General features: G+C 68.8%; 24 protein-coding genes. 11 read left to right on the top strand and 13 right to left on the bottom strand.

Annotated elements, in window-relative coordinates:
* Window positions 1-105 precede the first annotated feature (105 nt).
* Window positions 106-840 (top strand): methanethiol S-methyltransferase, encoded by a 735-nt coding sequence (gene mddA / locus ACIPRS_RS12990; RefSeq protein ID WP_446538833.1) that lies wholly within the window; start codon window positions 106-108, stop codon window positions 838-840.
* Here mddA and ACIPRS_RS12985 read toward each other — a convergent pair whose 3' ends face one another.
* Window positions 841-1,224 (bottom strand): hypothetical protein, encoded by a 384-nt coding sequence (locus ACIPRS_RS12985; protein WP_446538832.1) that lies wholly within the window; start codon window positions 1,222-1,224, stop codon window positions 841-843.
* Window positions 1,221-2,246 carry a DUF2272 domain-containing protein gene (locus tag ACIPRS_RS12980; RefSeq protein WP_446538831.1) on the bottom strand — a complete coding sequence of 342 codons (1,026 nt, stop codon included), beginning with the start codon at window positions 2,244-2,246 and terminating at the stop codon, window positions 1,221-1,223. Before ACIPRS_RS12980 ends, ACIPRS_RS12985 begins: the two co-directional genes overlap by 4 nt.
* A gap of 192 nt (window positions 2,247-2,438) precedes the next feature.
* On the opposite strand from ACIPRS_RS12980, the gene ACIPRS_RS12975 reads away from it, so the two are divergent.
* The 3 genes from ACIPRS_RS12975 to ACIPRS_RS12965 all read left to right on the top strand — a co-directional run bounded on the left by ACIPRS_RS12975 (window position 2,439) and on the right by ACIPRS_RS12965 (window position 4,666).
* Window positions 2,439-3,278 (top strand): arylamine N-acetyltransferase family protein, encoded by an 840-nt coding sequence (locus ACIPRS_RS12975; RefSeq protein ID WP_446538830.1) that lies wholly within the window; start codon window positions 2,439-2,441, stop codon window positions 3,276-3,278.
* Between the two features lie 66 nt (window positions 3,279-3,344).
* Window positions 3,345-4,313 (top strand): polysaccharide deacetylase family protein, encoded by a 969-nt coding sequence (locus tag ACIPRS_RS12970; RefSeq protein WP_446538829.1) that lies wholly within the window; start codon window positions 3,345-3,347, stop codon window positions 4,311-4,313.
* 101 nt (window positions 4,314-4,414) lie between these two features.
* Entirely contained in the window at window positions 4,415-4,666 is a 252-nt protein-coding gene (locus ACIPRS_RS12965) for a hypothetical protein (RefSeq protein ID WP_446538828.1), read from the top strand.
* On the opposite strand, the gene ACIPRS_RS12960 is transcribed toward ACIPRS_RS12965, so the two are convergent.
* Together ACIPRS_RS12960 and ACIPRS_RS12955 are read right to left on the bottom strand one after the other, a co-directional pair.
* On the bottom strand, window positions 4,644-5,423 hold the full coding sequence (locus ACIPRS_RS12960) for a LytR/AlgR family response regulator transcription factor (RefSeq protein WP_337732353.1): 780 nt from the start codon (window positions 5,421-5,423) through the stop codon (window positions 4,644-4,646). The two genes, ACIPRS_RS12965 and ACIPRS_RS12960, sit on opposite strands and share 23 nt — an antisense overlap.
* Window positions 5,420-6,526, bottom strand: a complete 1,107-nt coding sequence (locus ACIPRS_RS12955) for a sensor histidine kinase (protein WP_337732351.1) — start codon at window positions 6,524-6,526, stop codon at window positions 5,420-5,422. The genes ACIPRS_RS12960 and ACIPRS_RS12955 overlap by 4 nt, the downstream gene beginning before the upstream one ends.
* 205 nt (window positions 6,527-6,731) lie before the next feature.
* Between ACIPRS_RS12955 and ACIPRS_RS12950 the strand changes: the two genes are divergently transcribed.
* Window positions 6,732-7,136: a hypothetical protein gene (locus ACIPRS_RS12950; protein WP_446538827.1), complete on the top strand. Its 405-nt coding sequence runs from the start codon at window positions 6,732-6,734 to the stop codon at window positions 7,134-7,136.
* Between the two features lie 12 nt (window positions 7,137-7,148).
* Here the strand turns inward: ACIPRS_RS12950 and adhP are convergent, their stop codons facing one another.
* Entirely contained in the window at window positions 7,149-8,177 is a 1,029-nt protein-coding gene (gene adhP, locus ACIPRS_RS12945; protein WP_446538826.1) for an alcohol dehydrogenase AdhP, read from the bottom strand.
* Between the two features lie 190 nt (window positions 8,178-8,367).
* Between adhP and ACIPRS_RS12940 the strand changes: the two genes are divergently transcribed.
* Entirely contained in the window at window positions 8,368-8,757 is a 390-nt protein-coding gene (locus tag ACIPRS_RS12940) for a DUF1801 domain-containing protein (protein ID WP_446538825.1), read from the top strand.
* Between the two features lie 27 nt (window positions 8,758-8,784).
* Here ACIPRS_RS12940 and ACIPRS_RS12935 read toward each other — a convergent pair whose 3' ends face one another.
* A complete protein-coding gene (locus ACIPRS_RS12935) occupies window positions 8,785-10,365 on the bottom strand; it encodes a hypothetical protein (RefSeq protein WP_446538824.1) in 1,581 nt (526 codons plus the stop codon).
* A 188-nt stretch (window positions 10,366-10,553) separates the two neighbouring features.
* Here ACIPRS_RS12935 and ACIPRS_RS12930 point away from each other — a divergent pair, with 188 nt between their 5' ends.
* A complete protein-coding gene (locus ACIPRS_RS12930) occupies window positions 10,554-11,675 on the top strand; it encodes an alpha/beta hydrolase (protein ID WP_446538823.1) in 1,122 nt (373 codons plus the stop codon).
* Between the two features lie 162 nt (window positions 11,676-11,837).
* Here the strand turns inward: ACIPRS_RS12930 and ACIPRS_RS12925 are convergent, their stop codons facing one another.
* Window positions 11,838-14,534 carry an EAL domain-containing protein gene (locus ACIPRS_RS12925; protein WP_446538822.1) on the bottom strand — a complete coding sequence of 899 codons (2,697 nt, stop codon included), beginning with the start codon at window positions 14,532-14,534 and terminating at the stop codon, window positions 11,838-11,840.
* Window positions 14,535-14,770: 236 nt separating this feature from the next.
* Window positions 14,771-15,592: a CHAD domain-containing protein gene (locus tag ACIPRS_RS12920; RefSeq protein ID WP_446538821.1), complete on the bottom strand. Its 822-nt coding sequence runs from the start codon at window positions 15,590-15,592 to the stop codon at window positions 14,771-14,773.
* Between the two features lie 155 nt (window positions 15,593-15,747).
* Here ACIPRS_RS12920 and ACIPRS_RS12915 point away from each other — a divergent pair, with 155 nt between their 5' ends.
* Window positions 15,748-16,032 carry a hypothetical protein gene (locus tag ACIPRS_RS12915; RefSeq protein WP_446538820.1) on the top strand — a complete coding sequence of 95 codons (285 nt, stop codon included), beginning with the start codon at window positions 15,748-15,750 and terminating at the stop codon, window positions 16,030-16,032.
* Window positions 16,033-16,121: 89 nt separating this feature from the next.
* On the top strand, window positions 16,122-17,114 hold the full coding sequence (locus ACIPRS_RS12910; protein WP_446538819.1) for an alpha/beta hydrolase family protein: 993 nt from the start codon (window positions 16,122-16,124) through the stop codon (window positions 17,112-17,114).
* 1 nt (window position 17,115) lies between these two features.
* Here ACIPRS_RS12910 and ACIPRS_RS12905 read toward each other — a convergent pair whose 3' ends face one another.
* From ACIPRS_RS12905 to ACIPRS_RS12895, 3 genes are all read right to left on the bottom strand, one after another.
* The gene (locus tag ACIPRS_RS12905) at window positions 17,116-17,466 is read right to left on the bottom strand and encodes a VOC family protein (protein WP_446538818.1); all 351 of its coding nucleotides are present in this window, start codon (window positions 17,464-17,466) and stop codon (window positions 17,116-17,118) included.
* A 70-nt stretch (window positions 17,467-17,536) separates the two neighbouring features.
* Window positions 17,537-18,250, bottom strand: coding sequence for a helix-turn-helix transcriptional regulator (locus tag ACIPRS_RS12900; protein ID WP_337732338.1), 714 nt, complete (start codon window positions 18,248-18,250; stop codon window positions 17,537-17,539).
* Window positions 18,251-18,262: 12 nt separating this feature from the next.
* Window positions 18,263-19,231 (bottom strand): LysR substrate-binding domain-containing protein, encoded by a 969-nt coding sequence (locus ACIPRS_RS12895; protein ID WP_192199863.1) that lies wholly within the window; start codon window positions 19,229-19,231, stop codon window positions 18,263-18,265.
* 110 nt (window positions 19,232-19,341) lie between these two features.
* Between ACIPRS_RS12895 and aceB the strand changes: the two genes are divergently transcribed.
* Together aceB and aceA are read left to right on the top strand one after the other, a co-directional pair.
* Complete coding sequence (gene aceB, locus ACIPRS_RS12890; protein ID WP_446538817.1) at window positions 19,342-20,973, top strand: malate synthase A; 1,632 nt, start codon at window positions 19,342-19,344, stop codon at window positions 20,971-20,973.
* Window positions 20,974-21,018: 45 nt separating this feature from the next.
* A complete protein-coding gene (aceA, locus tag ACIPRS_RS12885; RefSeq protein ID WP_446538816.1) occupies window positions 21,019-22,353 on the top strand; it encodes an isocitrate lyase in 1,335 nt (444 codons plus the stop codon).
* Window positions 22,354-22,437: 84 nt separating this feature from the next.
* Here the strand turns inward: aceA and ACIPRS_RS12880 are convergent, their stop codons facing one another.
* A complete protein-coding gene (locus ACIPRS_RS12880; protein ID WP_446538815.1) occupies window positions 22,438-24,498 on the bottom strand; it encodes a S9 family peptidase in 2,061 nt (686 codons plus the stop codon).
* A gap of 106 nt (window positions 24,499-24,604) precedes the next feature.
* A complete protein-coding gene (locus tag ACIPRS_RS12875; RefSeq protein WP_446538814.1) occupies window positions 24,605-26,110 on the bottom strand; it encodes a YifB family Mg chelatase-like AAA ATPase in 1,506 nt (501 codons plus the stop codon).
* Between the last annotated feature and the right edge of the window lies 1 nt (window position 26,111).

Raw genomic sequence — 26,111 nt, 5'->3', positions numbered from 1 at the left:
ACATTGTTCCTCTGCCGCAGACGGCATGGACCGGCCACGCTGCCCCAACCCATCCCGCGCGCCCGCAGCGGCCCCCGGCTGCGCCGCGCCCACCACGAGGCCATGATGAAACGCACCCTGATCCTGCTCTACGGCGTGGCCTGCTACGCCGTGTTCTTCGCCACGTTCCTGTATGCCATCGGCTTCATCGGCAACCTCTGGGTGCCGAAGGGCATGGATTCCCCGCCCACCGCGCCATTCGTCACCGCGCTGCTGATCGACCTCGGCCTGCTCGCCCTGTTCGCAGTGCAGCACAGCGTGATGGCGCGCCCCGCCTTCAAGCGGGCATGGACGCGGCTGATACCGGAATCGGCGGAACGCAGCACCTATACCCTGCTGTCGAGCGTCGCGCTGATCCTGCTGTTCTGGTTGTGGAGTCCACTGGGCGGCACGGTCTGGGACGTGCAGCACCCCGCCGCGCGCACTGCCCTGTACACGCTCTTCGCAGCCGGCTGGATGCTGCTGCTGTACACGACGTTCCTGCTAAATCACTTCGACCTGTTCGGCCTGCGCCAGGTCTGGCTGCAGTTCCGCGGACGGCCCTATACCCCGCTGCCATTCCGCACGCCGACCGTGTACCGCTGGGTACGCCACCCGCTGTATGTGGCGTGGCTGCTGACCTTCTGGGCCACGCCGACCATGACCATGACGCACCTGCTGTTCGCGGTGATGACGACGGTCTACATCCTGCTCGCGATCCGCTGGGAGGAGCGCGATCTGGTCGCCGCACTGCCGGAGTACGCGGACTACCGCCGGCGCGTGCCGATGCTTGTGCCCGGAAGCCGGAGGGTGGGCGGCTGATCAGCGCGCCCTGCGCAACCCATGCTCGGCACGTTCGCAGACCACCAGTGCGCCGTCTTCGCTGACGGTGCCGGTGGCCTGCACGCGGTCGCCGGACTTCAGCGCTTGCACGTCCTCCGGGGGCGGGGCCTTGCACAGGTTCCAGCGTGCGGGCAGGTGCACCTCCACCTCGCCATTCGCACCTGCGATCCTGACCACCGCGCTGCCGTCATAGGTCCACGGCGTGGTGTCCACGCTGACGATGCTGCCGTCGACGGTGGCCTGCTGACCGGCAGCGAGCGTGGCGCTGGTGGCAGGTGGCGTGGTGGTGCAGGCGGCCAGCAGCACGGTCGCGGCGAGGGTGGCGAGACGACGTGCGGCGGGGAGGCGGGGCAGGGTTTTCATGGGGTGTCCGTGGTGGCGGGCGGGGTCGCTTCCGCCGGGCACCTTGGCACACCCGACCCGACGACGCAGTGAATGCAGCAGTCCGCCTTCTCGGGTGATCCACTGCCCGGTGCGTCCTGCACCGGCGGCAGCGCACTCGGCAGCTTCGCCAGTTCCGCCGGCGGCTTGAGCCGCAGGATCGCCGCCCAGTCCTGGCGGTTCATGCTGCACGCCGCCTCGTTGTCCGGCGCGCACAGCGTGCCGTCGCCAATGCGCAGTGGCAGCCCGCCCCAGAACTCGCCACTGCGGTTCAGCGGCAGCATCCGCATGGTCACGGCCTGCTGCACGTTGCCGCCGATCGCGTACGCCGTGCTGTCGTTGTTCGGGTTCACCGCCACCACGATGTCGCAATGCATGTCCAGCGGCCCGCCACTGCGCAGCACCGGCAGCAAGCCCTCGTGGCCGAACAGGCGGCCGGACTGGCGCACGTAGCAGATCAGGTCGCCCACCACCGGCTTGGCCTTCGCCACATCGATGACGTCGAAGGCGTTGGTCGACGGGTTCTGCAACGCCGCCTGCACATAGGTGAAGTGGCGGCTGGAACCGCGGAAGCCGGGCACCCGGGCTTCGCGCATCACCCACGAGATGAAGGCGGCCGACCACGGCGTATCCACCACGAAGCCGCGGCAGGCTTCGGCCTGCGGACCGGTGGCGGAGGCGTACAGGCACTCGGTCGCACCGCGGCGGTGGCCGATGGCGCCAAGCAGGCCGCTGTCGCGCCAGTAGCGCGCGACGCGTTGCCAGGCGCGGTCATCGCCGATCGACAACAGCGACGACTCGGCTTCCATCATCGGCGCGTTCGCCATCCGGCCGTTGCGGTCGATGAAGGGGCGGTACCACATCAGGTGCTCGCGGCAAGCGACCGCGGCGATGCGGGTGGCGACGTCGGACGGCGTCTGCTGCGACAACTGCGGGCAGGCGTCGGCCGCGAACGCGGCACCGGAAGACAACAACAGGAACGGCAGCAACAACCAAGCACGCATCAGCACATCCTTCGGGGTCCGTGATCCTCTTACGCATCATGCCGCATCCGCAGGACACGCTGCCGTCACGCGGACTGAAGGTATGGAAATGGTCAGCGGACCGCTTCCATCGATGATGCGGATGGCGCACCGCCTTGACCTCAATCGCGCTTGAGGTCGCACAGTGGCCGCCTGCCGATCAAGGAGTCCGCCATGGCCACCGCCCTTACCGACATCGCGCTGTACCTGCACCGCCTGGGTCATGACCGGGCGCCACCGCCCACACTGGAAACCCTGCGCGCGCTGCAGCAGCGGCATACCGCCACGTTCCCGTTCGAAACCCTGTCCACCCTGCTGCACCTGCCCGTGCCGCTGGACCTGCCGGCCATCCAGCACAAGTTGCTGCACGAAGGTCGCGGCGGCTACTGCTACGAACTCAACCGCGTTTTCCTGGCGTTGCTGCAACACCTGGGGTTCGATGCACGCGGCCTGACGGCGCGCGTGGTGATGGGAGGGCCGGAGGACGAACTGACCGCGCGCACCCATCTGCTGGTGCTGGTCACCGTGGACGGCCAGCGCCATATCGCCGATGTCGGCTTCGGCGGCATGGTGCCCACCGCACCGCTACGGCTGGACACCGAGGACGTGCAAGCCACGCCGCACGAGCCGTACCGCATCACCCGGCATGACGGCCTGCATACCCTGCGCGCCCTGGTGGCCGGCGAGTGGCGGGCGATGTACGTGTTCGACCTGCAACCCCAGGCCGAGATCGACTACATCGTCGGCAACTGGTACGTCAGCACGCATCCGGACTCGCCGTTCCTGGGCCAGCTGCGCGCCGCACGCACCGGGCCGGGCTGGCGCAGGACGCTCAACAACGGCAGCTTCGCCGTCCATCGCCTCGGCCATGCGAGCGAACGGCGCAGCCTGCCGGATGCCGATGCCGTGATCGCGGTACTGCGGGATGAATTCGACATCCGCGCGCCGGACCATCCCGGCCTGCGTGCCGCCATCGATGCGCGACTGCGGGCGGAATCCAGCAGCACGTCCTGATCCGTCTGGCGGCAGGGCCGTGGCGGACGGTAAGCTCGCCGCTCCGCCGGCTGCCCTGGATCGCGCGTGCCCTTCCTCCTGCGTGTACTGCTGTTGTCGGCGCTTGCGTTGAGCGCGCATGCCGCCGGCCCCGACCGCCGCATCGCCATCACCATCGACGACCTGCCATGGCAGCGCATGGGCAAGACGCCGGAAGCCGAATTGCCGGCGCGGCACGCGCAGTTGATGGCGCAGCTGGAGCAGGCCGGCGTGCCGGTGGTGGGGTTCGTCAACGAAGGCAAGCTGGAGATCGATGGCCAGGTGCAGCCCGCACGCGTGGCGATGCTTCGCGACTGGCTGGAGGCGGGCTTCGAACTGGGCAACCACACCCATGGCCACCTCGACCTGCATGCGGTCGGTCTGCCTGCGTTCCAGCAGGACATCCTGGACGGCGAGCGCGTACTGCGTCCGCTGCTGGCGGAACGCGGACAGGTGCCGCGCTGGTTCCGTCATCCCTATCTTCGCGCGGGGCGCACGCCGGAGGATCGCGCCACGCTGTCGGCGTTCCTCGGCGAACACGGCTACCGCATCGCGCCGGTGACGGTGGACAACGGCGAATGGGTCTGGGCCTTTGCCTATGCGAACGTGCTGGACGGCCAGCCGGATACGCCGGAGCGCGCCGCCACGCTGGAGCGCCTGCGGCGCGGCTACATCCCCTACATGCTCAACAAGGTCGACTACTACGAGCGGCAATCGCAGGCGCTGCTGGGCCACGCGCTGCCGCAGGTGTGGCTGCTGCATGCCAACGAGCTCAACGCGGTGGCCTACGCCGAACTCGTGGCCGGCGTGCAGCGGCGCGGCTACCGGGTGGTGACGCTGGAAGAAGCGCTGCGCGACCCCGCGTATGCCCGCGGCGAGGACGGCTACGACGGCCGCTTCGGTCCCAGCTGGCTGCACCGCTGGGCGATGGCCGAGAAGAAGCCCAGGGACTTCTATGCCGGCGAGCCGGTGGTGCCCGGATGGGTGCTGGCGCTGGCAGGCGTGGCATCGGAATAGCTGGCCCACGACGCCGGGTTTCCGCGTTGGTCCCGATGGACCAGGGTGGACCGGAGCGCAGGCCAGGCAGGGCGGAAATTCACTTTGCCGGGAACACGCGCATGCAGAAGAAGGTGGACCTGTCGACCCGCCAGGGGCATCTGGTGGAAGTGGTGATCGAGCGGCCGGACGACCGCCAGCCGTGGTCGCTGGCGGTGCGTGTGCGCGCCGTGCAGGGCAGTGCGTGGAGCGATGCCTGGGTGGACGCCAGCCGCAGCTACTTCACCTGCCATGACGCGCTGGCCGCGGGGAAGGCGCAGGCAGCACGCATGATCGACGGCGATGCGCCGGTCAGTCCTCGCGGCGCAGGGTAGCCAGTTTCAGGAAGGCGTCGTGCTGGTAGCGGCTCATGCGCAACTGCTGGCCGGTGTCCATGGTGACGACGTGGTAGCCGTTGAACCACGGATGGATGTCCTTCACCCGGCGGATGTTGATGATGGCCGAGCGATGCACGCGCGCGAAGCGGCGCGGGTCCAGTCGCGCGGCCAGCGCGGCCATGGTCTCGCGGAGTTCGTGCACGCGGTCGGCCAGGTGCAGGCGCACGGTGTTGCCGCTGGCCTTGATCCAGACGATGTCGTCCACGTCGACCAGCACCACGCGCTCGTCCTCGCGCACGGGCACCCGCTCCAGGTAAGCATCGCGCTGCTGCAGCGACGCCAGCGCCTGCATGATGCGCGCGGTGGCGTCGGCATCGGCACCGCGCGCGGTGGCCAGCCGCTGCTTCGCGCGGCGCAGCGTGTCGGCGAAGCGGTCGCGGCTGAACGGCTTCACCAGGTAATCCACCGCATTCGCTTCGAAGGCGCGCACCGCGAACTGCTCGTACGCCGTCACGAACACCGTCGCCGGCATGCGCGACGCACCGATGGTGGCGACCACGTCCAGGCCGGTGATCGCCGGCATCTGGATGTCCAGGAACACCAGGTCCGGCGACAGGTCGCGGATCGCCGCCACCGCGGACACACCGTCCCCGCATTCGCCCGCCACCTCGATGTCCGGGTCTTCGCGCAGCAGTCGCACCACCGCGTGCCGCGCGATGGGTTCGTCGTCGATCACCAGGGCGGTCAGGCTCATGCGGGCACGTGCTCCGGCAACGGATCCTCTTCCATCTCGTGGAAGGGCACGCGCAGGCGGCAGGCCACGCCGCGCGGCACGATCAGGTCCAGGCGCAGGCTGGCGGCATCGCCGTAGAGTTCGCGCATGCGCAGCCGCGTATTGGACAGGCCGATGCCGTGGCCGCCGGCATGGCCGCCTTCGTCCAGCGTGCTGTTGTAGTTGCGCACGTCGATGCACAGCGCGTCGCCCTCGCGCCGGCAGTCGATCTCGACGCAGTCATCGCCGACGTGCTGGCCGATGCCGTAGCGGATCGCGTTCTCCACGATCGGCTGCAGCACCAGGCTGGGGACGGCCGCATCCAGTACGTCGGGCGCGACATGGATGCGCGTGGTCAGTCGGTCCTTGAAGCGTCGCCGCTGGATGCCGAGATACAGCTCGAGCAGTTCCAGTTCGCGCCGCAGCGGGATTTCCTGGCCGTCGTAGTCCTCGAGGAATGCGCGCAGCAGTTCGCTCAGCCGCAGCAGCATGTCTTCCGCCGACAGCGTGTCCTCGTCGAGCAGGGTGATGATGGCGTGCAGTGTATTGAAGAGGAAGTGCGGCTGCAGCTGGGTCTTCAGCACCTGCAGTCGCGACTGCGCCAGCTCGGTGGCCAGGCGCGTGGCCTCGATCTCGCGCCGCGATTTCTCGGCCTGGAAATGCAGCAGCTGCTGCACGGCCAGCAGGGTCCAGTAGGCGAGCAGGCCGATCGCGTAGTGCTTGCTGATGAACTGTATGAGTTGCTGGCCGAAGCTGCTGGGTTCGAACAGCGTCGATACCAGGGCGCCGATGACCACCGCCAGCAGGGTCACGGCCAGGCTGTAGCCCACGTGCCGCGCCAGCGCGCTCAGTCGTGGCGGGAACGGAATGGGGTGGCGTTCGCCCAGGCGGAACACCAGCGGCGCGAGTCCCGCCCAGGTCAGCCACTGGATCGACCACCAGCGCAGGTAGTCGCCGGGCGACCACAGGTGGCCGTTGACGGCGTCGTTGACGCAGCCCTGCGCAGCGAACACGACGACCACGACCGCCCACAGGCCCAGGTAGCGGGACAGTCGCACCTCCATGCTGCCGAGTCGGATCTTCATGCACGTGTTCCCGGAAGGTGCCGGCATCGTAGGCCCCGCCGTCACGGCCGGGAAGGCGCGAACGTCACGGACTACGATTCGCCCCGCCGGCACGACGATTCGTCCCGGATCCGTTGCCGCGCTGGCCGACGCGGCGCGTGATGGCGTGGCCCCGGCGCGCGAGACCCGCATGTCCGGCGGCGCCCATCCCCTCGGAGATCACGCCATGCGCCGCTCGTCCGTCATCGTCCTCGTCATCGCCGCCTGTTCCGCCACGTCCGCCTTCGCAGGCGAACGCACGCACTATCTGGACCTCATCAACCGCGCGCACGACCGGCTGGTATCGGTCTCGGCCACGCCGGCCGGGGGCACGGCCTGGGAAGAACTGCTGCAGGGCGAGCCTCTCGCCGGCGGCGGTGGCGCGGTGACGGTGCAAGTGGCCGGCGACCAGTGCCTGCACGACGTGCGGGTGGAGTTCGCCAACGGCCGGCGCGCGCTGTATCCAGCGGTTGACCTGTGCCGCCATCGCGGCCTGCGCATCCAGCCCTTGCCGGCGGCACGGCAGGCCAGCACCGCGGTCGCCGCGCGAGGCGAGGCGGAGGCCGCCGGCGGGGTGCCACCGGCGGAGTGAATGCCGCGTGCTTCAGGCGGCCATGTCCAGCACGATGCGGCCCTCGATGGTGCCGGCATGCATGCGCGCGAACACGTCGTTGATGTTCTCCAGCCGGTCGGTCGCCACCGTCGCCGCCACCTTGCCCATCGCGGCGAAGTCCAGCGATTCCTGCAGGTCCAGCCGGGTGCCGACGATGGAACCGCGCACGGTGATGCCGTTGAGCACCATGCCGAAGATGTCGAGCGGAAACTGTCCCGGCGGCAGGCCGTTGAGCGACACGGTGCCGCCGCGGCGGACCATGCCGATGGCCTGTTCGAAGGCTCTCGGCGACACCGCCGTGACCAGGGCGCCGTGCGCGCCGCCGATCTCCTTCTTCAGGTACGCGACCGGATCGGTGGTCTTCGCGTTGACCGTGACGGTCGCGCCGAGCCGGCGCGCGAGGTCGAGCTTGCTGTCGTCCACATCCACGGCGGCCACGTTCAGCCCCATCGCCTTCGCATACTGCACGGCCATGTGGCCGAGTCCGCCGATGCCGGAGATCACCACCCAGTCGCCCGGCTTGGTGTCGGTGACCTTCAGGCCCTTGTACACGGTGACGCCGGCGCACAGGATCGGCGCGATCTCGACGAAGCCGATGTTCTTCGGCAGGTGGCCGACGTAGCCGGCGTTGGCCAAGGCGTATTCGGCGAAGCCGCCGTTGATCGAATAGCCGGTGTTCTGTTGCGCCTCGCACAGCGTTTCCCAGCCGCCGAGGCAGTGTTCGCAATACCCGCACGCGGAATACAGCCACGGAATGCCGACGCGGTCGCCTTCCTTCACGTGGCTGACGCCCGCGCCGACCGCGACCACGTGGCCCACGCCTTCGTGTCCGGGAATGAAGGGCGGGTTGGGCTTAACCGGCCAGTCGCCTTCGGCCGCATGCAGGTCGGTGTGGCAAACGCCGCAGGCCTCGATCTTCACCAGGATGTCGCCTGCCGCAGGGCGCGGCACGGGCACTTCCTCGATCACCAGCGGCTTGCCGAATTCCCGCACGACGGCGGCCTTCATGGTGCTGTCCATTGTCGATGCTCCTGTACCCGATGAAGCTTCACCGTACGCCGGTGGCGTGAGGGACACGTTGATCCGGATCAATTCCACCGGCGTATCCGCCGCCGCCCGTCGGAGGGACATTCCGCTGGGCATCCGCTGCGGCAGGCTGTACCGTCTTCCGGGCGCCATCCGCGCACCGACGATCCCAAGGCGGCTCCGCATGCCTGCACGCACGCCATCGACCGATGTGGACGCCTTCCTGAGGGAACTGGAGCATCCGCAGGACGCCGCGATCCGCCGGTTGCGGGCCGTGATCCAGGCGGCCGATCCGCGCATAGGCGAAGGCATCAAGTGGAACGCGCCGAGCTTCCACGTGGAGGGGCATCATTTCGCCACGATGCAGCTGCGCCGACGGGATAGCGTGCTGCTGGTCCTGCACCTGGGCGCGGCGAAGCGCGCGATGCCCGATGGCGCCATCCACGATCCGGACGGACTGCTGAGCTGGATGGCCGCCGACCGCGCAACGGTTGCGTTCGTCGGCACCCAGGACGTGGACACGCGTGCGGCGGCGCTGCAGGCCGTGCTGCGGCAATGGATGGCGCACGTCTGAAGCGGCCGTGACGCCACCGCGACCGGATCAGATGCCGCCGACGTTGAAGACCGGCTGGTGCTCGATCCGTCCCACCTTCGCGACGGCCTGCCGCACGTCTTCGCGCGCGAGCAGGTCGCGCCAGCGTTTCCGCACGGGTTCGAACGCGGGCAGCGGGGCCGGCTCGAGATAGTCCTGCAGCGCGGCCAGCATGTCGCCCCGCGACGCGGGTGCATCCAGTGCCGCGATCAACGCCTGCGCGGCGTCATCCATGCGGCCCGCTTCCACCAATGCCCAGATCCAGATCTCGCGGGCGTCCTCATGATGGTCGCGCAGGTAATCGAGCGCGCGCCGTGCGACGACCGCGTCATTCTGCTGGACCGCCGCGCAGTGCTGGATGGATGCTTGCACCATGCGGCCGTAGCCGCTCATGTCGCCCACGCGTTCGATCATGGCCCGTGCTTCGTCCGGACGGCCGCGCTGGCACAGGAACTGCCCCAGGTTGAGCATCGGGCCGACATTCGCACCGCCGGCTTCGTCCATGCCCGAGGCGCGGACCAGGTCCGCCTGCGCATCGTTCAACCTGCCGAGCCCACGCAGGGCGATGGCACGGTTGTTGAGTATCCACACCGCATGGTCCGGATCATCGAAAGGCAGCGCATCCGCGGGCGCGTTCGACAGCGCGGCCAGGGTTTCATCCGCCAGCGACACCACCTCCGCGTACCGGCCCAGCGCCAGTTGCGCGTAGGTCAGTTCCATGCGGACTTCGAGGCTTCGCGGTCGTTCGGTGGCGAGCCGGCGCAGGTGATCCACGCGTCGTCGTGCGGCGGTGGCGATGTCCAGCGTCGCATAGCGGCGGTCCAGGAAGGCGTCGAAGCGACGGTCGGCGCGGAACTTCACCAGCGCCTGTGGCGAGGTGGTGAGGGCCACGGCCCTGCGTACGCCGTCGGCATCGCCACGGGCTTGGTAGTCGAGGGCCAGCAGGTACCACAGGTCGCCGACGCCCATGCCGTTGCCATCCCACGCCGCGTGCAGCAGCGCTTCCAGCAATTGCACGCGAACAGGAGCAGCATCCGGTGCCTGGCGCGCGATGCGCAGCACGGCCCCGGTGTCCAGGCGGTCCAGCATGCGTGGCCAGCGGAGCGCCAGGTCGCGCAGGTGGCGTGCGGCAGCTTCCCGGTTGCCCTGGTGGTCTTCGAGTTGCGCGAGCAGGTAGAGGTCGTCGGGATCGCTCGGGTCGGCGCCGATGGCGCGGGTCACCCGTTCGCGTGCGCGCTCGAAGTCATCCTGGCGGATCGCCATCCAGGCGGCGCGGGACCAGGTCACGCGTTGCTCGCCCGCCGTCAGTGCGGCGAATTCGCGATCCGCCATCACCTTCGCCAGCGCGCGGTCGGCCTGTGCCGCGTCGCCCTGGTCGCCCATCGCCAGCGCCGCACGCCACTGGCGCGCGTAACCGGGCGACACGCCCTGCTTGCGCTTCTCGCGCGACGGCGGGCCGTGCTTGCTGAAGGCCGACGCCGAGGGAGGTTGCTGGTGATGCGCGTCGTGTGCGGCCGCGGAGGTGGCGGATTGCGCCAGCACGCCATGATTTGCGGCCACCAGGAAGACCGCCCCTATCCACGCCTTCATCCGCACGCATGCCCCCATTGCTCCCGTGGGCATTAGAGCGCAATCGGACGGTCGGCGGAATCGGCGCGTACGCCACGCCCGCGCAGGAAGCGTGACGGCGCACCACCCGTGCAGGACCAACGACACACGCCGGTGCGTGCAGGCGCGATGAAACTGGTCGTGTCCCCGTGATGCCTGGAGAAATGCCGATGAGGAACACCGTGTCCGTGCTGGTGATGGTCGCCGCCCTGTGCGCTCCGCATGCCTCCCGCGCGCAGGACACCTGTCCGGATCGCTCGGCGTATGCGCCGGCGCGGGAGATCATCGGTGACCTGGGCCGCATCGTTGCGCCCACGGGCGTGCAGGACGCGTACGCGGTCGAGATCGGCGGCATCCGCCAGTGGGTGAACGTGCGTGGACAGGATCGCGACAACCCGATGGTGTTGTTCGTGCATGGCGGTCCGGCGTCGCCGGTCATTCCCACGCTGTGGCAGTTCCAGCGGCCGCTCGAGGAATACTTCACCGTCGCCAACTACGATCAGCGTGGTGCGGGGAAGACGCTGGCGCTGAATCCGCAGGAGGCCGTCGCCGACACCCTGCACGTGCAGCGCTACGTGGACGATGCCGTCGCGCTCGCCGAACACCTGCGCACGCGCTACCACAAGCGCAAGCTGGTGCTGATGGGGCACAGCTGGGGCACAGTGGTGGCGATGCATGCCGCCCTGCAGCGGCCGGATCTGTTCCATGCCTATGTCGGCATCGGCCAGGTCATCAACGTACGCACCAACGAGCAGGTGAGCTTCGACTATGGCCTGCGCACCGCACGCGCGCGGGGCAACACCGACGCCGTGCGCGAGATGCAATCCATCGCGCCGTATCCCGGCGACACGCCGATCACCCGCGAGCGCATCGTCATCGCGCGCAAGTGGCCGCAGTTCTACGGTGGGCTCACGGCCTACCGCGATGAATCGAAGTACTTCTTCCAGGGCCCGCGCCTGTCGCCGGACTACGACGATGCCGCCCGATGCGCGATCAACGCCGGCAGCGTGCTCACGCTGGGGCGGTTGCTGGACGAATTCCTGCGGGTGGACTTCACCGGCGTGAAGGAATTCCCCATCCCGGTGGTGATGTTCATGGGCCGCCACGACTACACCACGCCCTCGGAACCTACTGCGGCATGGTTGGCCAAGGTACGGGCGCCGTACAAGCAGGGCGTGTGGTTCGAGCGGTCGGCCCACATGATCCCGTGGGAGGAGCCGGGCAGGACGCTCGTCAGCCTGCTGGAGCATGTGCGGCCGCTGGCGGTGGATGACGGCCCTGTACCGCGTTGAAGAGGAGCGCGCGTGCGGATGCAGGTCCCGCCACCGGCATCCGCGCGGTCACCCGTGCGGGCCACCTCGGTGGGGGAGCGATGCGGGTCGCGAGGTGACGCCGTGAACCGGATGGACCGGTACCCATGACGACGACGGGTGTCGCTTCCCCTGGGCAGGACGTCAGCGCACCACGGCCAGCCGGCGCGGCGGCGGCTCTTCGCGCTGGAACAGCACGCGTTCCGGGCGGTGCAGGGCATAGCCCTGGCCGTAGTCGACGCCCAGTGCACGCAATGCTTCGCACATCCGCGGGCTGCTGACCCATTCGGCGACCACCTTGAGGCCGCGCTGGTGGCCGATCTGCGCGATCGCGCTGACGATGGTGCGGCTCATCGGATCGGTTTCGAGATCGCGGATGAAACTGCCGTCGATCTTGATCAGGTCCACCGGCAGGTTCTTGAGGTAACCGAAGGAGGACATGCCGGCGCCGAAGTCGTCCAGCGCGATGCGGCACCCCGCGCGGCGCAGGCGTTCGATCACGCTGACGACCTTCAGCAGGTTGCGCACCGCGACAGTTTCGGTGATCTCGAAGCACAGCGTGTGCGCAGGTACCGCGTATTCGGTGATGCGGGCGAGGATGAAGTCGGCCAGGCCCTCGTCCTCGATGCTGGCGCCGGACAGGTTGATCGCGCAGGTGCCCAGGCGCATGCCGGATTCGTGCAGCAGGCTGAAGTGCGCCAGGGCGTTGCGGATCACCCAGCGGTCGATCGCGGGCATCAGCCCGTAGCGTTCGGCGGCGGGCAGGAAGGCGCCGGGCGGCACCACGCCGCCGTCCTCGTCGCGCAGCCGCAGCAGCAGTTCGATGCTGGTCGCGGTGTCGCTGCCATCCAGCGGCACGATCTCCTGGTAGTCGAGCAACAGGCGGTCCTGTTCGACCGCCCAGCGCAGGCGGCTGGCCCATTCCATTTCGCCATGGCGGCGCGTGGTCTCGTTGTCCTCGCGGTACAGGTGCACGCGGTTGCGGCCGTTTTCCTTGGCCAGGTAGCAGGCGGTGTCCGCCCACGCCAGCAGGTCCTTCAGGGTGGGCTCCTGCTGGTCCACCACCACCACGCCGATGCTCGCGCTGACGGTGTAGGTGCGGTCCTGCCAGACGAACATCAGCGCTTCGATGCACTCGCGCAGGCGTTCGGCCAGCGCGCGCGCGCCCTCGGCATCCACGTGGAAGGCCATCAGGCCGAATTCGTCGCCGCCCAGCCGCGCCAGCACGTCGCCGCCGCGCAGTTGCTGGCGCATGGCGAGCGCGAGCTGCGCGAGCAACTGGTCGCCCGCCATGTGGCCGGAGATGTCGTTGATCAGCTTGAACTGGTCCAGGTCGATATAGAGCAGCGCGCAGGGATCGCTGGTCGCACGGCCCTTGCGTTCGTGCAGCGCTTCTTCCACGCGCCGCTCGAACTCGCGCCGGTTGCACAGTTCCGTCAGCGCGTCGTGCGTGGCCTGGTAGCTCAGGCGTTCGGTCAGCTCGCGCTGCTCGGAGATGTCGGTGGCCACCATCAGCAGGTGCGCCTCGCCGTCCATGTCCACCTGCGCGATCGAGGCGCTGGCCCAGAACGCGTCGCCGGCCGGGCTCATCAGCACCGCTTCCAGGTTGCCCCAGTCATCGCCGATGGCATCGGCGTCGCGCGCGCGGTGCTGGAGTTGCGGATCGGAGAACAGGGCCGACAGCGGCAGGCCGGTGGGATCGCCCAGGCGCAGGCGCGCCGCCTGGTTGGCGTAGACGATGCGGCCATCGCGTGCGTCGGCGAGCAGCACCAGCGCGGGCAGCAGTTCGTTGAGCGCGCGGAAGCGCAGCTCGCTCTCGCGGTAGCGCCGGCTCATCTGTTCGCCCAGCGCCATGGCACGCCGCCGCGTGGTGGCCAGCGACCACACCAGCGCGGCCAGCAGCAGGCTGATGACGCCGCCACCGGCAAGGATGGTCTGGAGCCGGCCGAGATCCATCGGGCGCGGGCGGGGTTCCATTTCGATGCGCCATTGCCGGCCACCGAAATCCAGTCGCCGCACCTGCATCGGCAATCCGGTTTGGACCGGCGTACCGGAGTCGTAGAACGGATGTGCCTGCGCGGTCGCGTCGTAGACACGCACGCGGAAGCCCTCCAGCACCGAACCCGCCAGTGCGGTTTCGACCAGCGGCTGCAGGCGCATGCCGATGGCGAGCGCGCCGATCTCGCGCGCGCGCCGCTGGTTGGGAGATGTCGGCGTGGGGCCGTCGGAATACACCGGCAGGCGCAGCGTGATGCCGAGAGGATTCTGGCCGGCGGGCACGGTCTGGCGCAGCGCGAATGGCGCGGAGATCACCACGGTGTCGGTATCGCGCGCGCGCAGCAGGGCATTCAGGTTCGCCCGCTGCGTGACCATGTCGAAGCCCACCAGCGCGGCGTTGCCTTCGTAGGGGGTGACGAACTCGTACCGATACGACACTTCGTCGGCCAGCGGCTGTCCGACGGGCGAGCGGCGCGCGAACGCGACCGATGTGTAGGAGGCGGGTGCCAGCGGGCTGCGCAGGCTCGCGTGGTACTGGCTGAAGCGTGCCTGGTCCATCTGGTCGTTGGACAGGAACACGGTCTGCATGGCGCGCAAGGTGGAAGCCGCCTGCTCCAGCGGTACGCGCAGGCGTGTCGTGCCGGCATCGGCCAGTGCGCGGCGGGATGCTTCCGCGCTTTCCTGCAGGCCGCGCCACTCCCGATGGGCGACGATCACCGTGCACAGCAGGCCCACCACCAGGACAGCCGACGCCCATGCCACCGGCGGCAAGCCGACGCGGCGGGAGGGCGTCCCCGGTGCCGCCGTGGCGTCGCCGGAATGTGCTGCGTGGAGGGAGTCCACCTGCGGGCCTTGATCCTGCGTGATGAGAGGGCGGTCCAGCTGCGACGGGATCGATCGACGGAAGGAATGCAGGCTTCGTGCCAAGCATCCCGCGTGGGGAAATGCCGGATCTCCGGGGTTTCCGGCCGTGTCCGGCATCCCATACGCCGATCGGAGGGACCGTATGGGTCACTATCGGCCCCAGCAGGGCGTACTTGACGGGCGTGGACGATGACGGGAAGCGGAAGTAAAGCCGATTACGTCAATGGATGAATGGGCGAGTGGATGGCCGTGCGCCGACGCTTCGCGACCGGGATCGCGCGGGCCTGCGCCTGTTCCAGCGTGACGAGGGCCTGCTGCAGCAACGCGAGGTCCTGCAGCAGGCCGAGTTGATCGACCAGTTCGGCGATGTGCCGCGGTGCGACGGCCAGGGGATGCCCGTGCACCTGCCGGCGCACACGGAGTTTGCGGAAGGCGGCCAGTTGCATGCGCAGCCGGCGCGACCTGCGGCGCCACGCGTGCAGGTCATCGACGCGTCCGCTGGCCAGCGCCGTCGCCTGCGCGCGTTCCTGCCGTTGCACCGAGCGCGCGAGCGCGTTGCGCAGGTCGCCGCCATGGAGCCGGTGCCACGGCAACTGCCGCAGCCGTTCCGCCTGCCGGTGTGCCAGCGCCTGCCGGCGCACGAAGCCGGGATCGTCGCGCAGGGCTTCGGCGAGACGGTGTTCCTGCTGCCGCGACAACAGCGCCAACAACGCCTTCCAGTTCGCGGTTTCATCGGGGGTGCTGGCATCGCGCGCCATGCGCTGCGCCGTGTCGAGCACCACCTGCCCGTCGCGGAGTGCGGAGAGGCTCTTGGTCAACGCACGGAGTTCGCCATCGACCGGGTCCACCGCTTCCTTGCCGAGCGCGCTGCGCGCCAGTGCCAGCAACGAGCGCAGGCGGCGAAGACTCTTGCGCGCTTCGTGCACCCCGGCCGGCTCGCCGGGCGTGATGGCGAGTGCGGCCACCAGTGCCCGCGCTTCGTAGGCCGCGAGCGCGGCGGCGCGTTCGCCGGTGCGTGTGGTGGTGCGGGGGCTCATGGGGGCATCCATGACGGGGACGGCCAGTCTACGACCGCGTCGCCGCCCGCCATCCCCCTTGCGCCGCCTGAACGTGCACCGTTCGTCGGTCCGCCTGCACTTGGCGGCGAGCGGCATAAAAGGTATAAATCGTTTATACGATTAAAGGGTGTGCCATGGCCAAGTCCCGCAAGGCGCGCGACGCCAGTGCTGTCGACGACCTCTCCGGGGGCGCGGGAGCGCCCGCCAAGCTGGTGCGCGACAGCTTCACCATGCCGGCCGACGACTTCGCGCTGGTGGCGGTACTGAAGGGACGCGCGCTGCAGATGCAGCGGCCGGCGAAGAAGAGCGAACTGTTGCGCGCGGGCCTGCGCGCGCTGTCCGGGTTGTCGCCGCAGGCGCTGACCAAGGCGCTGGATGCGCTGGCGCCGGTCAAGGCCGGTCGTCCGAAGAAGAAGTAGGCGCCACACCCGTGCGGCGCGCGTTTCCCTGGCCACGGCATCCGCCGGGCCGGCGTGTCGTCCTCCCGTTCCTGTCTGAAGTGCCATCGATGAACGTTGCCGCGATCCTCCGCCGCCACCGCTGGGTGGCCCTGTTGTCCGTCCTACTGCTGGCCCCCGTGCTGGTGGCCTCGACGCATGCGCCGGTGCGCGCGGCGATGCAGCCGCCGCAGGCGGGCTACAGCGTGCGCGACCTGGAATGGACGGATGCCGAGCGCGGTCGCGCCGTGCCGGTGAAGCTGTTCTGGCCGGACGCGGCGCGCACCGGCAAGGTGCCGCTGGTGGTGTTCTCGCACGGCATCGGCAGCGCGCGCGACGGCTACACGTATCTCGGCCGCTACTGGGCGCGGCATGGCATCGCCAGCATCCATGTGCAGCACGTCGGCAGCGACCGGGCGCTGTGGCAGGGCAATCCCTTCACGCTGGTGGCGCGCTTCCAGCAGGCGGCGGGCGAGGTCGAGGCCGTGGACCGCGTGCGCGACCAGCGGTTCGCCCTCGACCAGCTGCTGGCCGGCGAATGGGGCGCGCATGTCGATCGCGCGCGCATCGTTGCCGCCGGCCATTCCTATGGTGCCAACACCACCCTGATGTCGGCGGGCGCACGGGTGATGCGGGCAGGCAGGGCGATCCAGTTGCGCGACCCGCGCATCACGGCCGCCATCGTGATCTCCGCGCCGCCGTTCTACGGCGACGACGATTTCCGTCCCATCCTCTCGGGCATCACCATCCCCACCCTGCACGTGACCACGGCGGACGACATCATCCGCATCCCCGGCTTCGGTTCCGGCGTGGACGACCGGCTGAAGGTGTTCGACGCCATTGGTGGGGCACACAAGGTGCTGGCCGTTTACCGGCACGGCACGCACAACGTGTTCACCGATCACCGCTACTTCGATTCGCGCGAGGTCAGCGAGCAGGTCAAGCAGGCGACCGAAGCGTTGTCGCTGGCGTTCATCGATACGGCTTACGGCCAATCCACCGCCGAGTTGGCACGCTGGCAGTCCGGCCACCGCGCACTGCTTGCGCGCTACGACGCGCGCTGACTCAGGTCGTCGACCAGACGGCGAGCTCGTAACCGTCCGGATCGGTGAACTGGAAGCGGCGACCACCGGGGAAGGCGAAGATCGGCTTGGTGATCTTTCCGCCCGTGGCTTCGACGTTCGCCAGGCTTTCTTCCAGTGCCGCCGAGTACAGCACCACCAGCGCGCCGCCCGGCTGTGGCGTGCCGTGTGCGAAGCCGCCCGTCAGCCGGCCATCGTGGAACTCGCAGTAGTCCGGGCCGTAGTGCTGGAACGTCCAGCCGAAAGCATCGCCGTAGAAGGCCTTCGAGGCCGCGATGGAGGCGACGGTGAATTCGAGGTAGTCGATCCGATGGTGCTGTTCGGCGTTGCTCATGGTGTGCATCCGTGGAAGAGGCCCACAGTCTGCGGTACCGACATGGCGCTGTCTTGGCGAAATCCGACAGTCAGTCTGCGAGCTGTGCCACGAGTCGGGTCGGGGTCATCCCGGTGAGCTTGCGCACATCGCCCGACAACTGGGCGGCATCGTAGTAGCCGGCTTCGAGCGCGGCATCCAGCAGCGTGCCATGCCGTCGTCGACAACCCAGGAAGCGCTGCAGCCGCAGGATGCGAGCCAGCCGCTTCGGTCCATAACCGAAGGCGTCCTCGCACCTGCGCAGCAGCGTGCGTTCGGTCATGCCGACATCGTCAGCCAACTGCCGGATGGACGGTGCCTGCGTTGTCGACAGGCGCGCGTGCACGTACTGCATCGCGTCGTCCCGATACCGTTCGCCTGCGAGGAGGTGATCCGCCAGCCATCGCATCGCGGCGTCGGGCGCATGTGCGGCCATCCGGTCTGCAACGCGCGCGACATGGGGGATGCCGAGGTCGCGCAGATCAACCCGTTGGTCGGCCAGGGCCTGCAGCGGCATGCCCAGCCAGCGCGACGCCACGGCCGGCGCGAAACGCAACCCCTGCAGCCGGGTGCCGGCGGCGAGACGGGCCTGCTGCGCCGTGCGGTCGGGGCCGGCGATGCTCAGCCGCACGCCATCCCACAGCAGGTCCACGCAGGCATCCGGCACCACGGTGACCGGTGCCGTGTCCGCGCCTTGGTCGAACACCCAACGGCACAGCAGGGCATTGCCTGCCGCGTAGTCGTGTTGTCGGTAGGAGCCGCTCATGGACGCATCGCGCTAGCGTTCGGAATGCCCGCTCTCATCGTAATCGCGACGCTCGAACAGATGGGGCTGGATCAGTTCGATGAAGGCGCGTGCCTGCGGCGACAGGAACTTGCCCTTGCGCACCACCACGCCGTAACTGCGCGACGGGAACCACTGGCTCAGCGAGCGCGCGGCCAGCCGGTCGCGGTCCGCCTCGGTCAGGCAGATCGAGGCGATGATCGAGATGCCCATGCCCATGCTGACGTACTGCTTGATCACCTCCCAGCCGCCGACTTCCAGCGCCACGGTGTAGGGCACGCGCGCCTGCTGGAACACCAGGTCCACCAGCCGGTAGGTGACCAGCCGCTTCGGCGGCAGGATCAGGGCGTGCGGCGAGAGATCCTCCAGCCGCAGGTCGCGCTTCTTCGCCAGCGGATGGTCGGGCGGGGTGATCAGCATCGGCTCGAAGCGGTAGACCGGGGCGTAGCTGAGGTCCGCTGGCACGTCGAGCACCGAGCCCACCGCCAGGTCCACCGCGTCCGAGCGCAGCAGGTCGGTGCCGTCGGCGCTGGCAGCGTTGTGCAGGGTCAGCTTCACCTCGGGATGCTGCTGGCGGAAGTGCTCCACGATCTTCGGCAGCAGGTAGAGGATGGTGGAACTGTTGGCCGCCACGTTCAGTTCGCCGGCCTCCAGGCCGCTGACTTTCTCGCGGAAGCTGGCATCCAGGCCGTCCAGTCCCGCCACCAGCGGTTGGGCCATCTCGTACAGGAGCTGGCCTTCGCGGCTCGGTGCCAGCCGTCGACCGCTGCGCTCGAACAGGGTCACTCCCAGCTCCCGCTCCAGGGCCTGCAACTGCAGGGTGATGGCCGGCTGGCTGACAAAAAGCGCCTCCGCCGCCCGCGATACCGACCCCAGCCGCACCGTCTGGCAGAAGGCCCGCAGGGGCTTCAGTCGGTCGGATTTGTAGGGAAATCGAGGAGTTGGCGCTTCTTTAGAGCTCACGTTCTAACAAACTATAAGCAGTGCTTATTTAATGCATTGACAAAACTGTTTTGTCAAATAATTCGAGGGGGGAGCACTGTGCGGTTCCAGCAAGACGCCAGGAGACCTCCATGTCCGCCACCGCTTTCGCCCTGCCGCCGCGCGAATCCCGCGCCGACCGACCCACCCCCGGCATCGCCCTGACCGCCAATGTGGTGGGCCAGGACGCGCTGCTGACCCCCGGCGTGCTGGCTCTGCTCGTCTCGCTGCACCGTGCGATCGAGCCGGAGCGCCAGGCCCGGCTGGCGGCCCGCCGTGAGCGCCAGGCGTTCTTCGATGCCGGTGGCCTGCCGGATTTCCGCGCCGATACGCGCACGATCCGCGACGGCGACTGGACCGTCGCTCCGGTGCCGACCGCGTTGCAGGACCGTCGGGTGGAAATCACCGGGCCGGTGGACCCGAAGATGGTCATCAACGCGCTGAACTCGGGCGCCAGGGTGTTCATGGCGGACTTCGAGGATTCCACCTCGCCGACCTGGCAGAACCTGCTGACCGGCCAGCGCGCGCTGACCGATGCCGTGCGCGGCGACCTGCAGTTCACCAGCGAGAACGGCAAGCGCTATGCGCTGAAGCCGCATGACGAACAAGCGGTGTTGCTGGTGCGCCCGCGTGGCTGGCACCTGGACGAGAAGCACGTGCTGATCGACGGTGCGCCGATTGCCGGCGGCCTGTTCGACATTGCCGTGTTCGCCTGGCACAACGCCCGCGCGCTGCAGGCCCGCGATCGTGGTCCGTACTTCTACCTGCCCAAGCTGCAGAGCATGGAAGAGGCCGCGCTGTGGGAGACCGCGCTGTCGCACATCGAGGCCGCGCTGGGCCTGCCGCACGGGCAGATGAAGGTCACCGTGCTGATCGAGACGCTGCCGGCCGTGTTCGAGATGCACGAGATCCTGCATGCGCTGCGCGAGCGCATCGTCGGCCTGAACTGCGGCCGCTGGGACTACATCTTTTCGTACCTGAAGACGTTCCGCCGCCACGCCGACAAGGTGCTGCCGGAGCGCGGGCAGGTGACGATGACGCAGCCGTTCCTGAAGGCCTATTCGGAGCTGCTGATCCAGACCTGCCACCGGCGCGGCGCGCATGCGATGGGCGGCATGGCCGCGCAGATCCCGATCAACAACGACGAAGCCGCCAACGAGCAGGCGCTGGCCCGCGTGCGCGCCGACAAGCTGCGTGAAGTCACCGCCGGCCACGACGGCACCTGGGTGGCGCACCCGGCGCTGATCCCGGTGGCGAAGGCGATCTTCGACGAGCACATGCCGCAGACCAACCAGCGCGGTGTGCTGCGCGAGGATGTCGCGGTCACCCGCGACGACCTGATCCGTCCGTCCACCGGCACCATCACGCGCGCCGGCTTCGAGGGCAACGTGGAAGTCTGCGTGCGCTACCTGGCCGCGTGGCTGGACGGCAACGGCTGCGTGCCGATCCACTGGCTGATGGAAGACGCCGCCACCGCCGAGATCTCGCGCACGCAGATCTGGCAGTGGTTGCACATGCCCGACGTGCACCTGTGCGATGGCACCCAGATCGACTATGCGCTGCTGCAGCGCACGCTGGCCGCATTGCCAGCCAAGCTGGGCGACCACAGCCGGCTGCCCGGTGGCGAGCGCATCTCCGAAGCCATCGCCCTGCTCGACGCCCTGAGCCGTGCCGACGACCTGGCCGACTTCCTGACCCTGCCCGCGTACGAACGCATCGACTGACCCCGCCCCCACCCACGACGCCCCACGACGAAAAGAGAGTCCGCCATGAGCACCAAGCAACAGCAGATCGACGCCATCCAGAAGGACTGGGACAGCAACCCGCGCTGGACCGGCATCAAGCGCGACTACGCCGCCGCCGATGTCGTCCGCCTGCGCGGCAGCCTGCAGCCGGAGTACACCCTGGCGCGCCGCGGCGCCGAGAAGCTGTGGAAGCTCGTCAACGGCGAAGCGAAGAAGGGCTACGTCAACGCGTTCGGCGCGATCAGCGCCGGCCAGGCGATGCAGCAGGCCAAGGCGGGCCTGGAAGCCGTCTACCTGTCCGGCTGGCAGGTCGCCGCCGACGGCAACACCTCCGAGACGATGTACCCGGACCAGTCGCTGTACGCCTACGACTCGGTGCCGACGATGGTCCGTCGCATCAACAACACCTTCCAGCGCGCCGACGAGATCCAGTGGAAGAACATCTGCGACGGCAAGGCGAATGACGCCGACGCCATCGACTTCTTCCTGCCGATCGTCGCCGACGGCGAGGCCGGCTTCGGCGGCGTGCTGAACGCCTACGAGCTGATGAAGAACATGATCGTGGCCGGTGCCGCGGGCGTGCACTTCGAGGACCAGCTGGCGGCGGTGAAAAAGTGCGGCCACATGGGCGGCAAGGTACTGGTGCCCACGCAGGAAGCCGTGCAGAAGCTGCAGGCCGCGCGCCTGGCCGCCGACGTGCTGGGCGTGCCGACCATCGTGCTGGCGCGCACCGACGCCGAAGCCGCCAACCTGCTGACCTCGGACTTCGACGCCAACGACCAGCCCTTCGTCACCGGCCAGCGCACTGCGGAAGGTTTCTACCGGGTCAAGAACGGCCTGGAGCAGGCGATCAGCCGCGGCATCGCGTACGCGCCGTATGCCGACCTGGTGTGGTGCGAGACCGGCACGCCGGACATCGGCTTCGCCCGCGAATTCGCGCAGGCCGTGCATGCGAAGCACCCGGGCAAGCTGCTGTCCTACAACTGCTCGCCCAGCTTCAACTGGAAGAAGAACCTGGATGACGCGCAGATCGCGCGCTTCCAGGACGACCTGTCGGCGCTGGGCTACAAGTTCCAGTTCATCACGCTGGCGGGCATCCACATCAACTGGTTCAACAGCTTCCAGTTCGCCCACGACTACGCGCGTGGCGAAGGCATGAAGCACTACGTCGAGCAGGTGCAGGAGCGCGAGTTCGCCGCGCGCGAAAAGGGTTACACCTTCGTCTCGCACCAGCAGGAAGTGGGCGCGGGCTACTTCGATGACGTCACCACGGTCATCCAGGGCGGCAGCTCCAGCGTCACCGCGTTGAAGGGCTCGACCGAGGAAGAGCAGTTCTACGAAAAGGAAAAGGCAGCCTGATCGCTGCCCGCAAGGATGCACGAAAGGAAACGCCGGCTTTCGCCGGCGTTTCTTCTTTCAGCGTTGCGGGAAGAAAGCGCGCGCTTACTTCTTCACTTCCTGCGTATGCCCCTTCAGCGCCTCGGCCAGGCCCGGCACGCCATTGGCGCCGGTTGGCACGCTGATGCTCGAACCGGTGAAGTCCTTGCCGATGGGCTCGGCACGACCCCCCAGACACTGGGCGAGGAAGCCTTCGGTCACCGCGTTGAACGCCTTGTTGTTCTCCGGCCGGGCGAAGCCGTGGCCTTCGTCGGGGAACAGCACGTAGGTCACCGGGATGTTCTTCGCCGTCATCGCCTTGACGATCTGGTCGCTCTCGTCCTGCTTCACGCGCGGGTCGTTCGCGCCCTGGCCGATCAGCAAAGGCTTCTTGATCTGGTCGGCGCGGGTCAGCGGCGAGCGCTCGGTCAGCCACGCCTTGCCGGCATCGGTGCGCGGGTCGCCCATGCGCTTGGCCAGCTGCTCGAAGAAGCTGGCCCAATACGGCGGCACGGTGCTCAGCAGGGTATTGAGGTTGGACGGGCCAACGATGTCCACGCCGCAGGCGAATGCGTCCGGCGTGAAGGTCAGGCCGGCCAGCGTGGCGTAGCCACCGTAGCTGCCGCCCATGATCGCGACCTGCTCCGGCGTGGTGACGCCCTGCTTGACGGCCCATTGCACGGCGTCGATCAGGTCGTCGTGCATCTTGCCGGCCCACTCGCCGTTGCCCGCATTGGTGAAGCTCTTGCCGAAGCCGGTGGAGCCGCGGAAGTTGACCGACAGCACCGCGTAGCCGCGGTTGGCCAGCCACTGGTTGTAGCCGCCGTAACCGTAGGAATCGCGTGCCCACGGACCGCCATGCACCAGCAGCACGAGCGGCACCGGCGCATCGGCCTTGCCGTCGTTGTTCGCATCGGCACTGCGCGGCAGGGTCAGGTAGCTGACCAGCGTCTTGTTGTCGCGCGAGGCGATCTCCACCGGCCACTGCGGCACCAGCGGCTTGCCTTCCAGCTTCGGCCGCGCGGAGAACAGCTTGGTCAGCGTGCCTGCCGGACGGTCGTAGCGGTAGTAGACCAGCGGGGCTTCGGCCGCCGAGTACGCGATGATCCAGGTCTTGTCGTCCAGCGTGCGCGTGTTGACGGACACGTCGCCCGGGCCGATCGCTTCCAGCTTCTCCAGGTCTGCCCGGATCGATGGGTCGACGACCTTCCATTCATCGCGCAGGTAATCCACCGACACGGCCTGCACCTTGCCGGTCGCCGGGTCTGCCAGGCTGCCGCCGACATCGGCGCGTGCATCTTCCAGCACCAGCGTGCGCTTGCCGCTTGCCACGTCCACGGCGAACAGCGCGGCGGTGTTGCGGCCGCGCGAATCGGTGAAGTACAGGGTCTTGCCGTCCAGCGTCAGGCCACCGGGATTGGTGGTGAGCACATCCTCGAACGGGATGTCGTCGAACTTCTCCCAGCCGCCCTTGGCATCACGCTTCAGCACGTCGGCACCGCCGTCCGGGCGCGAGCGCGTGGCGTACTTGAGGGCATAGTCCGCGTCGGCGATGTAGCCGGCGATCTGCGCGTCGTTCTTCTCCAGCAGGGTGCGTGTGCCCGTGGCGAGGTCGACCTTGTACAGATCGTGCCACTGCGCATCGCGGTCGTTCATGCCGACGAGGATCGTGCCAGGATGTTTCGGGCTGACGCCGGATACCTGGGCGGTGGTCTTCGGGAACGGTGTCAGGTCTTTGGCCTGGCCGGTCTTCAGGTCCACGGCGTACAGGTGGAAGTCCTCGTCGCCGCCGCTGTCACGCAGATACAGCAGGGTGTCGGGGTTGTACGACCAGAAATAGCTGCGGATGCCGCGCGCCTTGTCCTGGGTGACGGCCTTGGCCTGTGACGGATTGTCCGCCGGGGCTACCCACACGTTGAGCACGCCATCGACGGCGGCAACCCAGCTCAGGTACTTGCCATCGGGGCTGATCTGCACGTTGGCGCGCTCGGGATTGCCGAACAGCGCGTCGCGGGCGATCAATTCGGTGCCGGCGATGCGGTCGGCGGCGGACGGGGCGGCCTGCGCCGCGAGCGCGACGGCGACGGTCGAGGCCAGCAACGTGAGACGGAATGCGGCATGACGCATGGGCGATACTCCTGGAGGCAAGGAAGGGACAGCGGACATGACGTCCGCCAGCCGGAGGTGTGACTCGAGTAGACCACACCCCACCTTCACCCGCCTTGGCCGGAGGTCATGCGGGATTGCCGCGATCCATGCCCCGGTAGCCCAGCGCTTCGGTCAGGTGTGGCGTGGTGATCGAGTCGCTGCCCGCCAGGTCGGCGATGGTGCGCGCCACCCGCAGGATGCGATGCAGGCTGCGCGCGGAGAGTTGCAGGCGCTCGACGGCGCGCTCCAGCAGCGCCTGGTCCCGTGCCGACAGTCGGCAGTGCGCCATGGTGTCGGCCTGGCCCAGGCGTGCGTTCGCGCAACCGGCGCGCGCCTGTTGGCATGCGCGCGCGGCAACGACGCGGGCCTGCACCGAGGCCGTGGATTCGCCGTCCGGCGCATCCGGCCTCAGTTCGTGGGGCGGCAGCCGCGGCACATGGACATGCAGATCGATGCGATCGAGCAGCGGCCCCGACAACCGGCTGCGGTAGCGACGGATGAGGTCCGGGCCACAGCGGCAACGCCCGCTGGGGTCGCCGGCCCAGCCGCATGGGCAGGGATTCATGGCCGCGACCAGTTGGAAACGGGCGGGGAACTCCGCCGTGCGCGCCGCCCGCGACACGGTGACGGTGCCGGATTCCAGCGGCTCCCGCAGGACTTCGAGCGCCGCCCGCGACCACTCGGGGAGCTCGTCCATGAAGAGGACGCCATTGTGCGCCAGCGATATCTCGCCCGGTCGCGGCTGCGCTCCGCCGCCCACCAGTGCGACCGCGCTCGCGGTGTGGTGCGGTGCGCGATAGGGGCGCTGGCGCCAACGAGCGGGGTCCAGCCCGCGTCCACTGACCGAGGCGATGGCGGCACTTTCCATGGCCTCGCCATCGCTCGCCACGGGCAGCAGCCCGGGCAGGCGCGAGGCGAGCAGGGTCTTGCCGCAACCAGGTGATCCGATCAGCAGGAGGTGGTGGCCACCGGCTGCGGCCACTTCGAGCGCGCGGCGGGCGTGGGCCTGTCCGCGCACATCGGTCATGTCCGGGATGGAACTGGGCAGCGGAGGTGGCGCCGTTGCGGCGGGCAGCACCTTGCGGCCTTCGAGCAGGGCACAGACTTCCAGCAGCGTGCGGCCGGTGCATGCGCGTCCCTGTTGCGCGAGTGCGGCTTCCGCGCCGCTGGGCTCCGGCACGACGAGGGTTCGACCCGTCGCAGCCACGGCGAGCGCTGCCGGAAGCACGCCGTCCACCGCCCGCAGTTCACCGGTCAGGCTCAACTCACCGAGGAATTCGTATTCCGCCAGCGCCTCGCGGCGGATCTGCCCGCTGGCGGCCAGGATGCCCAGTGCGATGGGCAGATCGAAGCGGCCGCCGTCCTTGGGCAGGTCCGCCGGCGCAAGGTTCACGGTGATCCTGCGTGTCGGGAATTCGAACTGCGCGCACAGGATCGCGGCGCGTACGCGGTCGCGCGCCTCGCGCACGGCGGCTTCGGGCAGGCCGACGATCTGCGTGGACGGCAGGCCGCCCGACAGGTGCACTTCCACCCGGACCGGCGGCGCGGACACGCCCGCCCGCGCCCGGCTGTTCACCAGGGCCAGACTCATG

It is taken from the genome of Pseudoxanthomonas sp. LARHCG66, from assembly GCF_052871755.1.
This window is presented reverse-complemented; position numbering and strand designations above follow the sequence as displayed.